The following is an 11,306-nucleotide window of genomic DNA, read 5'->3' as shown; positions in this document are numbered from 1 at the left end:
CCGGTCACGTTCTGTTCCCGAGGGTTTATTGTCGGTGGTTGCGGGGGCCAGAAACAACCGAGAGTTAACATTGGTCGCCCCCTGCTAATGGGCAGACCCGGGCCGAAGGCAGACTGGCCGGTTTCTGCCGTCCGGTTCCAAAGAGCGGTCGTTGGCAAAATGGCTAAAAATACGTAGGATGGATCAGCGCAGCGTAACTCATCAATCTGGTGCGGTACGAAAGCGATGGGTAGCGCTTCGCTCACCCATCCTACACTTGCTATGCGTCCACCGAACGCAGAGGGAGCCGATAGAGAAGATCAGTCTCTGAAATGCTTGGCGAGCATCTCACTTGCAATCTCAGAGCAATCATCAATGTAGAAATTCAGAATCAATATGTTCACGCCAAAGCTGACAGCTCCAGCAACAAGACTTCCGATACCCGGAAAGAACTTAGACACTTCCGCTACGACCTGCCCGGCAGCAAACCGCTTCAATAATTGCAACACCCCTTCTTTGGTTGCAAAACTGATAATTTGATTTGCGATTGGGGCAAATTTGGGGGCTATGTGCGCGAATTTATCCAACCTCGCTTCAGTAAGATTGAAATCATTGCGTATTAGCCCCATCGCGCCGAGGATAGCACCAACATCAACCGCTATGCCTAAGCCCGGCACGGGGACCATGTTTGCGGCGGCGGATACACCAGCCGCGTACAGAGCGTATTCTCTACAAGCTTTTTTTTTCTTCTCCAAAAACTCCTTGGAGTATGCGGCCGCCGACCGATTGAAGCGATCCCGCTTTACACCAACAAGGCTTCCCTCAATCGCATTTTGAAGCTCATCCAATCCTTCGCCTGTTCGGCAACTGGTAAAGACAACCTCCACACTCTCGCCAATCTGCTGAGCAAGGTTCTCTTTAATCCTTGCCCGCAAGTCTGCATCTGTTTGTCCAGGCTGATATTCGGCATCAATCTTATTACGGACAAAAATGCAATGCTTCCCGTCTTGCCGCAATTGACGGAAAAACAGGATGTCATCCTCTTTGAGTTTACCGGAAGTGACACACAAAAATATGTCAAACTGGTCTATCTTAAACTTTTCCCGGTACTTATCTGCCGGGAATCTCGCCGTGCCGTAACCCGGCAGGTCACTTAAAAACAGACCGTTCCACTCGTGATCTTCACGCTCGAAGGTCTCGTCGTTCCCTACCCCGACCTTAACTAGGTCAGGCCTGCCTGTGATGGCGTTAATCAGGGAGGACTTACCCGCCCCCGGCTGTCCAAAAAGTGCAATATAAACTGGCGTCTTGGCGGACTTTTCCGCGTTTTGACGGATTTCCTCATAATCAGCCTCAGCCATCCTACCCCTCGACAGTTCGAAACATAACCATTTGTTCAGATTTATGGTGCCGAAATGTTTCTCTGTCCAGGGCTCTTAACTTCCCCCGTTGCAACACCCCGCCAACCCCCGTGCCCTTCCCGGCATGAGCCAAGCGCCTGATCCGGTTGACAAATTTATTCGCCGCCGGGACTGCCAGAAAGGCGAGCTGAGCGGGCAAATTTACGACACGTTCCTATCCAAACTGCGCGACGTTATCGGCGTCCTCCGCTCTATTTTCCTTTCTTTGGGGAGACTGACGAGGCGCAAGAGGTAGCACCGCGCAATGTCTATCCTGAAAGTAACCATAATGGGCGCAGAGCCGCCTCGCTCAACCTCAACACCTTCCTGTGTTAGTTATGTCCGCATCGGAGCACCCGGCCAGAGGTCGGGAATGGCGGGGTTGGGCGCCTGCCGGCCCTCGAAATGTCTTCATGCATCTACCAGCCCCTTCGCCAACTCTTCTGCTTGGCGCAGCACCGCCTGGACTGCAGTATCCTGGAGATTCGGCGGATAACCGTATTTCCGCAGGATTCTCCGTACATCACGCCGCAGCCGGGCACGTGCCGCCTCCCTGTGCATCCAATCAGTCGGCAGATTACCTGTGATGCTGACAACAAGATCGTGGGCAATAACCCGTAATGCTGGATCGCCCATCACATCCCTAGCGCTCTGATTCTCAGCCAAAGCATCGTAGAAGGCGATTTCCTCTGGGCTTAACCCCAGGTCCTCGCCCCTCGCCTGTGCTGCCTTCATATCCTTAGCGAGCTTGATCAACTCCTCAATGACCTGCACCGTCGTCAGTGCATTGGCATGATACCTGGCAATCGCCTCCTCCAGCCGTTCGCTGAAAGCCCTGGCCTGGGTCACGTTCTGCCGCGATTGGGCATGAATTTGCCCATTGATCAGCTTCTTCAGCGCCTCCAGCGCCAAATTGCGCGCCTGCAGTTCCTTCACTTCAGCCAAAAACTCGTCGGACAGGATGGAGATATCCGGCGTGGCGATACCCGCCGCGTGCAAAATATCGACGATCTCCGTCGATACCACCGCCCGGCTGACGATCTGCTGGATCGCCAACTCCCGGTCAGCCTTGCTCTTGCCTCCCTCCGCTCCCGTCTTGGCCATGGCAGCACGAATGGCCTGAAAGAACCCCACCTCATCGCGAAGCTTTTTGGCCTCGTCACTCGCCGCCGCCAAAGCATACGCCTTGCTCAGCGCCAGGACGGCATCGGCAAACCGCCGCAAGGCCCGCTTGCGCCCTTCCTCAGTTTTTTCCTTGGCGGCATCGGCCTGCTGCATCTCCAGCACATGGTTATACGCCCCCGCCATAACCTTCAGCCTGTCCTGCGGCGTGGCATCTCGCGCCAAGGCGGGTCGGTAATCAAACCCACCGGGACGTCCCGGCCTGAACATATCGCGGACAATCTCATATTTCTCGACCAGCACCGCGACCGCCTGAGCCTCATCGATACCGGTCTGGTCCTGATCCGCCTTCGAATACTGCCCCAACGCCGCCTTTAGGCTCTGGGCGATGCCAATATAGTCCACCACCAAACCGGCCGGCTTGTCCTTGAACACCCGGTTCACGCGGGCAATCGCCTGCATCAACCCATGCCCTTGCATCGGCTTGTCCACATACATCGTGTGCATGCAGGGCGCATCGAAACCGGTCAGCCACATATCCCGCACGATCACAATCTTCAGCGGGTCTTTCGGATCCTTTGCCCGGATGGCGAGCGCCTCGCGCCGCGCCTTGGGCCGTTTGCCAATGTGCGGCTGCCATGCTGCAGGGTCTGACGCCGCGCCAGTCATCACCACCTTGATCACGCCCTCGGCATCATCATCGCTATGCCATTGCGGCCGCAGCGCCACGATCTCATCATACAGCGCCACGCAAATGCGGCGGCTCATGCACACAACCATGGCCTTGCCCTGCAGCGCCGCAAACCGCCGCTCCACATGCTCGACCAAGTCCTTGGCAATGAGCTTCAGCCGGTGCTCGGCGCCCACCACCGCCTCCACCCGCGACCATTTGGCCTTCAGCCGTTCCTGCTCGGTCTCGGCCTCGTCTTCCGTCAGTTCCGCCACCTCGTCGTCGATCAGCGGCCGCTCGTCCTCATCAAGCGCGATGCGCGCCAGCCGGCTCTCATAATAAATCGGCACTGTCGCGCCATCCGCCACGGCGCGGCTGATGTCGTAAATGTCGATATAATCGCCAAACACCCCCTTGGTGTTCACATCGCTGGTTTCGATCGGCGTGCCCGTGAACCCGATGAACGAGGCATTCGGCAGCCCATCACGCAGATATTTGGCAAAGCCATAAGCCGTCTTGCCGCTCTTATGATTCATCTTGGCGCCGAACCCGTACTGGCTGCGATGCGCCTCGTCGGCAATCACAATCACATTCCGCCGTTCGGTCAGCACCTCATAAACTGTGCTGCCGGGCTCCGGCGCGAATTTCTGGATGGTCGAGAACACCACCCCGCCCGAGGGGCGGTCGAGCATCTGCCGCAATTCCTCGCGGCTTTCGGCCCTCTGGGGCGTCTGGCGCAACAGGCTCTTGCACATGCTGAAGGTGGCAAAGAGCTGCTCGTCCAGATCGTTGCGGTCGGTCAGCACCAGCAGCGTCGGGTTTTCCAGCGCCGGATGCTTCACCGCCACCCCGGCATAAAACGCCATCAGCAGGCTCTTGCCCGAGCCCTGTGTGTGCCAAATCACCCCGACCTTGCGGTTACCCTCGGGCTGCGCGGCCTCCAGCGTGCAGCCAATGGCATGGCGCACGGCATGGAACTGGTGATATCCAGCCAGGATCTTCGTCAGCCCCTTCTCCGTCTCCCCGAACACCACAAAATCCTTGAGCAGCGCCAGGAACCGGCCCTTCTCAAACACGCCTTTCAGCAGCGTCTCCAGCTCCGGCTGCGCCTTGGGCGCCAAATCGCCCCCCTCCACCGTCCGCCAGGGCATGAACCGCTCGCGGTCCGCCGTCAGCGAGCCGATCCGCGCCGCCAACCCATCCGAGATCACCAGCGCCGCATTGCTGCGGAACATCGACGGAATCTGCCCCTTATACGTCTCCAACTGCCGGTGCGCGCCATCCAGCGTGGCGTTTTCATCGCCGGGGTTCTTCAACTCGATCACCGCCAGCGGTAGGCCGTTGACGAACAGCACCACATCCGGCCGCCGATTGGCTTGGTGCTCGATCACCGTGAACTGGTTCACCGCCAGCCAGTCATTTTCGTTCGGGTAGGCAAAGTCCATCAGCCGGGCGATCTCACCGCTGATCGTCCCATCCGCCCGGCGCACCTCCACCGGCACGCCATTGGTGATGAATTCATGCAGCCGGCGGTTTTCCTCAACCAGCGACGGGGTTTCCTGCCGCATCACGGCGCGGAACACGTCCTCGCGCACATCCTCGGCCAGATGCGGGTTGAGCCGCGCGATGGCGGCACGCAACCGCCCCGCCAGCACCACATCGCCATAGCTCTCGCGCTCGGCATGCAGCGTATCGGGGGCGATCGAAGGCCCGCTGATCACCTGATAGCCAAGCTCGGCCAGCCATGCGAGCGCTGCTTCCTCTACATGACTCTCGGCGATCTGCATCATGCGCCCCGTTTTGGTTTCGGCAGTTTCTTTTTCAGCGTCTCGGCGGCGTGCTCAAGCTGGGCTAAATCGGCCTCGGCCTCACGCTCTGCCGCCAACGCTTCCTCCACCCGCCGCGCGGCATCAAACACCTCAAACCGCTCATGCGCGATCTGCTCCGCCTGCGTGTGGGACACTCTCCCCTTGCCTTGCAACACCCCCCGCTCATTGAAGCTCAAGAACCGGTCGGTTTGGGCAATCCATTCCGCCATAGCAATCTGCTGGCGGCGCTCTGCTCTATCCTCAGCAAAATCCAGAAACATGGTCGTAAGCCGGTTGAGCTCGGCCATTTCTTTCTCGGCCAGATAATTCTTGGCCACCACCACGTCAGTCTTGCGCACCCGGCTGCCCGCCCAACTGTTCAGCCCCATATTGGCCTTCGCGGCATCGGCTCGCCTGGCCACCAGTTCGGCCGCCGTCTTGCCTGTCACGGCAAAAATCAACTTGTTCTGGATGGTGGCGAAAAACTCCTTCGCGGCCTCATCGGCGGCGTTGTAGTCAACGCTGGTGGCTTTGAAGAGATCACGGATTTTCTGATAAAATCGCTTCTCCGAGGCGCGGATTTCCCGGATGCGCGCCAGCAGTTCATCGAAATAATCAAACCCGCCTGGTTCTTTCAGCGCTTCGTCATTCAGCGCAAAGCCTTTAACGAGATACTCCCGCAGCACGGTCGTCGCCCAGCGGCGGAACTGGCTGCCGCGCGGGCCGCGCACCCGGTAGCCCACGGCTAGAATGGCGTCGAGATTGTAAAGCCGCGTGTTATACGCCTTACCATCGGCGGCAGTTATCAAGGATTCCTTGATAACTGAATCTGCATGCAACTCATTGTCTTCAAATATATTTTTGAGATGGAGGTTGACGTTCTGCACGGTCGAATCGAACAGCACGGCCATCTCGGCCTGGGTCAGCCAGACCGTGCCGTCAACCGCCCGCAACTGGATGGCTGCGCGCCCGTCCTCGGTTTGGTAAAGGAGCAATTCGCCCTTCTGGTTGCCGCTCATGCCACCGCCTCCATAATCTTTTCGGCATCCTTGACCCGGATTTCGCCGGACATGAGTTTGGGGAGCAGGAGATCGCGGGTGGCTGCTAAAGTAGCGCTTTCACCAGAAAACAACATTTCGTTATTCTGTCGGATTATTTTGGCAAACTCCTCCATAACCGGCTCCGGCGGAACAACAAATCGTTTACCATCAAGGAGCCCGGCGTCATTGAGATTGGGTACAGATGTACCATTCACATATGACCAAATCTCGCCTGAATTCCTCATTTCGAGAAGAATTCGATCTAAGAAGCAAGCTGTCGCCTTAGAGCGACAGGAAATTAGTTTCACAAAGTTTGAATACGTAACTCTGATCGAACTCAACTTTGCCGCCAGATCACCAAGCCATAACGATCTACCGCATGGCCCGGCACCCGATGCTGCAATAAGAACATCATTGCTTTTTATCTGACGTTTTTCGATTGCCACGATTTTGCCCCATCTTATCGGAGCTGATTGGCACTCGCCTCTATCCCGCAAATGCTCTAAATCGACACCGCGAAGGCAGAGGAATTGAACCTTTTCAGTATCGTCCTTATTATCGTCTCCCCAGTAGCCGCCAATGGATACAGACCCCAAGTATCGCAGTGGCTTCTCCTCCCACCCCTCCGGCTTGCCTTCATCATCCAGGCGGTCGGGGAACAGGGACCAGATTTCCGGGGCGAGATAGGGCGCGCGGCCTTCCATCTTGGCGCGCGTGGGGCCGAAATCGACAAACCAATCCTTGAAAATCGCCCGCGCCATCGCTTCCAGCGTCTCATTTATCTGGCGGTTGAGGTCGATCTTGTTGTCCAAAACACCCAGGATCGAGGCGATTTCGATTTGCTCTTCCAAAGGTGGCTTGGGGATGATGAGTTGAGTTAGGTCTGAGCCCGTTATCCCGGCTACCGCCACCTGCCTTTTGATACTGTCTAGGCGGTGCAATCCCGTTGGTGACGAGAAAAAATAGTAAAGGAATAGAGGATTTGCCTTGGTTGGATCGGGACGCGCACGAATGATTGACGACTCAAACGTCGTGGGACCAGAAACCTCTAATACAATGCTGCATTTTCCAGCGCCCTCGGCGGTTAAGGAGCGTCGAGCGAAAATAAGATCACCTTCCTTCAAAGAAAATCTGTCTAGTTCCGAAGAGTTTAATTCGACCCGCTTCATTCGGACGTCTCGCAAACGGGGATAAGCAAAGAGCTCTCCCATGTTTACAATATTTGCGCCCGTTCCATGGAACTCCTTCGACTTATAGATGCCGTTTCGAACGCTCTCTTTGAGCAGATCGCCGAATGGCACTTGTGTCCACTCACGCATTACGACTGCCCCTCCGGCATAGCCAGAAACAGCCCCACGAGCGCTGTGTTGATATAATAGTTGTTCCGCCCGGATTGGTGCTTCTCGACAAACCCCGCCTCCGCCAACGCATCAAGATATTTCGCCGCCGTCTGCCGGGATTTCAGGCTCAAATCCTTCTGCACATATTCGATGCGCGTGTACGGATGGCGGAACAGGTTATTGAGCAGGTCCTGGCTGTAGAGTTTTGGCAGTTGCGTGCGCATACGCTGCTTCACGCTGGCCATCTGGCCGCGGATGCCCTCCACCAGCGCCAGGGTCGTCCGCGCCGTCTGCGCCACGGCCTCCAGCATATACAGCACCCACGCCTCCCATTCCCCCGTGTCGCGCACCTTTTGCAGCAGCCGGTAATAATCGGACTTGGTGCGGGTGATGTGGCCGGAGAGGTAGAGGATGGGAATGTCCAGCAGCCCCGTGCGGGTGAGGTAGAGCACGTTGAGAATACGCCCAATGCGGCCATTGCCATCCGGGAAGGGATGGATGCTCTCGAACTGGTGGTGGATGAGCGCCATCTTGATCAACGGGTCGAGGGCAGAGACCGCATCATCGTTCACAAAACGCTCCAGCGCCGACATGTGCGCCACGATCTCCTGCGCGTCCTGCGGCGGCACGAAGACGATCTCGCCATTCGCCTCGTTCTTCAGCGCCGTGCCGGGTGTGGCGCGGAAGCCGTCGTCACGCCGCTTAAGCAGGCGGAACATCTCAATGAGCGTGCCGTTGAGAATCAACCCATCTGTCTTCAACAGGCGGTCATAGCCCAGGCGCAGGGCGTCGCGGTACAGGGCGACCTCCTTGGCGGCGGGCGATTGCGGGCCTTCGGGGAACAAATCGGCCTGGAACAGCTCATCCTGGGTGGTGACGATGTTTTCCACCTCGGAGGAGGCTTTCGCTTCCTGCAAGGCGAGCGTGTCGATGAGGATGCCCTGGTTGGGGATCGTCGCGGCGCGGCCCTTGAGTTCCGCCAGCGCGCGGTTGGCTGCGGCCAGCGCCTTCAAGACCGGGACGGTTTCAAGGTCCACAACCGGAGGCAGCGCGGGAATGACATAAGTTGGCTTTAACATGACGGCCGGCACATGTTAAAAAAAACGCGTTTTATAAACATGACCCGCCGATATGTCGAAGAAAAATGGGTTTTGCGCACATGATGTCATACGGTGACTGACCTCAGGCGCTCCCGGATGCTGGCGGTGAGGTCGTCCGCCTGGGCAAACTGCGCCTCCAACTTCTCCTTCAGCGCCGCGAACCGCTCCTCAAACGGCACATCATCCTCTTCCGCATCCGCCGCGCCCACATAGCGCCCCGGCGTCAGCACAAAGCCATGGCCGGCAATCTCCTCCAGCTTCGCTGCGCGGCAGAAGCCGGGCACATCCTCGTAGCTCTTGCCCTCGCGCCAAGCGTGATACGTCCCCGCAATCTTAGCTACATCCTCATCCGAAAGCTCGCGCCGCGTGCGGTCCACCAGATGGCCGAGCTTGCGGGCGTCGATGAACAAAATCTCGCCCCGCCGGTCGCGGAACCGGCCATTCTGCTTATTGCGGGCCAAAAACCACAAGCAGGCGGGAATTTGGGTGGAGTAGAAAAGCTGGCCCGGCAGGGCGACCATGCAATCCACCACATCGCCCTCGACCATGGCGCGGCGGAGTTCACCCTCGCCACTCTGCGCCGAGGACATGGAGCCATTGGCCAGCACCACCCCCGCCGTGCCGCTAGGCTTCAAATGCCAGATAATATGCTGCAGCCAGGCATAATTGGCGTTGCCCACGGGCGGCACGCCATATTGCCAGCGCGCATCCTCGCGCAGGCGTTCGCCGCCCCAATCCGAGATATTGAACGGCGGATTGGCCAGGATGAAATCGAATTTCTCGTCGCGCAGCTCATCCTTGTGAAAGCTGCCTTCATTATTCCAGCGGATCTCTGCGTCGATCCCGCGCACGGCGAGGTTCATCTTGGCCAGGCGCCAGGTAGTGTAGTTGGATTCCTGGCCATAGATCGCCATGTCGCCAATCCGGCCACCATGCTCCTCGACGAATTTTTCCGATTGCACGAACATGCCGCCAGAGCCGCAGCAGGGGTCGTAAATGCGGCCCTTGAACGGCTCCAGCATCTCCACCAGCACCCGCACCACCGAGCGCGGGGTGTAGAACTCGCCGCCCCGTTTGCCCTCGGAACCCGCGAACCCGCCCAGGAAATACTCATACACGCGGCCTAGCACGTCCCGCGCCTTCTCCCCCACCTCGTGCAGGGCGATGCCGGAGATGAGGTCAATGAGCTCGCCCAGCATCACCTTGTCCAGCGCCGGGCGGTTATAATCCTTGGGCAGGACGCCCTTCAGCGAGGGGTTTTCCGCCTCGATGGCCGTCATCGCATCGTCAATGAGCTGGCCAATCGTGGGCTGGCGGGCATTGGCCTGCAAATGCGACCAGCGGCCGGCGGGCGGAACCCAGAAGATATTCTCCGCCAGGTACTCGTCCTTCTCCTCCGCCAGACCGGGATCTTCGGCCAGCAATTCGGCGTGCTTGGCCTCAAAGGCGGTGGAGATATAGCGCAGGAAGATCAGCCCAAGAGCGACGTGCTTATAATCAGAGGGTTCTAGGTTCTTGCGCAGCTTGTCCGCGGCCAGGAACATATCCGCCTCGAAGCCCAGCTTCGCCCCCTGGGCTTTAGCCGCCTTGCTAGGCTTGGGCGTTGCGGGGGTGGTCTTGCGGGGGCGGGCCATGTGCTATCCTGGGTCGAATCTATTGTCCGGCATGCTATCTGAAGGGCCGAGGCCCTGTCTATTCATTGGACCAGAAACGTATTGTTAAAAATTCTCGTTTCTTTTCTGTTGGTTATGACGAATTCCATTGACAGGCGATCCTCTGGACCGCGTCATGACCGGGCATTTTCACCGATTCGCGGATAAGACCATATGTCCAGCCCGGGCCCTGAAATCACCGATTCCAATGAGATCGGCATCCGCCTCTCCGGCCTGCCGACCTATGAGGCCGGGGCGGTGTTGTTCACCTACTTGGCGTTCCCCGAATCGGGGGACGAAGCGGAAGAACAGCGCGCCTGGACGCATGCGGCGCTGTGCAACCTCGCCTTGCAGGCCATTGCCGCCGAGGACGAGGCGGCGTCCTGGGCGCCCCAGGTGATGAAGCCGGCCTATCCCCTGCTGACCGAGAGCGAATGCCAGGCCGCGCTGCGAACTTATGAGGGGCACTACCACGACCGCCTGCGGGCCGCGATCGTCGCCAAGCCGTTTATAGAAAAGGCCCTGCATAAAACGCCGCCACGGTTGCCGCCTGGCGTGACCAAGCTAACACTCACCGCCCTGGCGGAATGGCGCGACAAGCTCGACAGGCCCAATAGCGAGGCTCCCGACCCGAAGAATTTCCTGACCCGGGTGTGGCGTCCAAGCCTGCCGGTGCTGCCTGCCGCGCTGGGGCTGAACATTGTTTACACACATCTGCGCCGCGGCGGCTTGGCCACGCAGCCCCCGGTTTACCAGCTGTTGCGCAGCCCCGAAATCCTCAAATGCATTGTGGAAACCGCGCAAGCACTCGAGGCGACGGTGCTGAGCATACCTAAGTTCCAGATCCCCCCTGAGCGGCTGCTGCGCTTCCGGCTAACCTGACCGCCAAAAGGGTTCAAAATAAACTTTTATTTTTGAAGTCGAATTTGCCTCGGGTCCGCCTGCACATTCTGGCCGATGAAGGCCACCGCAGGACATCCCCCGAAAGACGCCCGAGAGACTGGCAGTAGCACCGGCCCCTCGACGCGTCCGGCTGTACCCGCACCCGCGCCGTCATCTTGCGCCCCCGCAGCCGCTCCGTGCCAGCCCGCCCATCCAGCCCTGCTTGCGCTGACCGAGCTGCTGGCGCGCGCCGCGGCCGAGGCGGCCTTCCAGACCTGAACCCCCACCTGGCGCGCCGGCGCTACCTGGCGCG

Annotated in this window: 7 protein-coding genes; 1 reads left to right on the top strand and 6 read right to left on the bottom strand. The window is 58.7% G+C overall.

Annotation, left to right across the window (positions count from 1 at the left end):
* Window positions 1-299: 299 nt before the first annotated feature.
* From LI953_RS14640 to LI953_RS14615, 6 genes are all read right to left on the bottom strand, one after another.
* The gene (locus tag LI953_RS14640) at window positions 300-1,340 is read right to left on the bottom strand and encodes a GTPase (protein ID WP_227076838.1); all 1,041 of its coding nucleotides are present in this window, start codon (window positions 1,338-1,340) and stop codon (window positions 300-302) included.
* Between the two features lie 450 nt (window positions 1,341-1,790).
* Window positions 1,791-4,961: a type I restriction endonuclease subunit R gene (locus LI953_RS14635; protein ID WP_227076837.1), complete on the bottom strand. Its 3,171-nt coding sequence runs from the start codon at window positions 4,959-4,961 to the stop codon at window positions 1,791-1,793.
* Entirely contained in the window at window positions 4,958-5,998 is a 1,041-nt protein-coding gene (locus LI953_RS14630; protein ID WP_227076836.1) for a virulence RhuM family protein, read from the bottom strand. Before LI953_RS14630 ends, LI953_RS14635 begins: the two co-directional genes overlap by 4 nt.
* Window positions 5,995-7,338, bottom strand: a complete 1,344-nt coding sequence (locus LI953_RS14625) for a restriction endonuclease subunit S (protein ID WP_227076835.1) — start codon at window positions 7,336-7,338, stop codon at window positions 5,995-5,997. The genes LI953_RS14630 and LI953_RS14625 overlap by 4 nt, the downstream gene beginning before the upstream one ends.
* Complete coding sequence (locus LI953_RS14620; protein WP_227076834.1) at window positions 7,338-8,438, bottom strand: Fic family protein; 1,101 nt, start codon at window positions 8,436-8,438, stop codon at window positions 7,338-7,340. The genes LI953_RS14625 and LI953_RS14620 overlap by 1 nt, the downstream gene beginning before the upstream one ends.
* 86 nt (window positions 8,439-8,524) lie before the next feature.
* Window positions 8,525-10,093, bottom strand: a complete 1,569-nt coding sequence (locus LI953_RS14615; RefSeq protein WP_227076833.1) for a class I SAM-dependent DNA methyltransferase — start codon at window positions 10,091-10,093, stop codon at window positions 8,525-8,527.
* A 192-nt stretch (window positions 10,094-10,285) separates the two neighbouring features.
* Here LI953_RS14615 and LI953_RS14610 point away from each other — a divergent pair, with 192 nt between their 5' ends.
* On the top strand, window positions 10,286-10,993 hold the full coding sequence (locus LI953_RS14610; protein WP_227076832.1) for a hypothetical protein: 708 nt from the start codon (window positions 10,286-10,288) through the stop codon (window positions 10,991-10,993).
* The last annotated feature ends 313 nt before the right edge of the window (window positions 10,994-11,306 follow it).

Source organism: Acidocella sp. KAb 2-4 (genome assembly GCF_020567705.1).
GTDB lineage: Bacteria > Pseudomonadota > Alphaproteobacteria > Acetobacterales > Acetobacteraceae > Acidocella.
The sequence above is the reverse complement of the archived record's forward strand: the minus strand, read 5'-3'. Positions and strand labels throughout refer to the sequence as shown.

Excerpts from the sequence above, each read along its gene's own strand:
- LI953_RS14635 (WP_227076837.1), bottom strand. The coding sequence starts at position 4,961 with ATGATGCAGATCGCCGAGAGTCATGTAGAGGAAGCAGCGCTCGCATGG.
- LI953_RS14625 (WP_227076835.1), bottom strand. The coding sequence starts at position 7,338 with ATGCGTGAGTGGACACAAGTGCCATTCGGCGATCTGCTCAAAGAGAGC.
- LI953_RS14640 (WP_227076838.1), bottom strand. The coding sequence starts at position 1,340 with ATGGCTGAGGCTGATTATGAGGAAATCCGTCAAAACGCGGAAAAGTCC.
- LI953_RS14630 (WP_227076836.1), bottom strand. The coding sequence starts at position 5,998 with ATGAGCGGCAACCAGAAGGGCGAATTGCTCCTTTACCAAACCGAGGAC.
- LI953_RS14615 (WP_227076833.1), bottom strand. The coding sequence starts at position 10,093 with ATGGCCCGCCCCCGCAAGACCACCCCCGCAACGCCCAAGCCTAGCAAG.
- LI953_RS14610 (WP_227076832.1), top strand. The coding sequence starts at position 10,286 with ATGTCCAGCCCGGGCCCTGAAATCACCGATTCCAATGAGATCGGCATC.
- LI953_RS14620 (WP_227076834.1), bottom strand. The coding sequence starts at position 8,438 with ATGTTAAAGCCAACTTATGTCATTCCCGCGCTGCCTCCGGTTGTGGAC.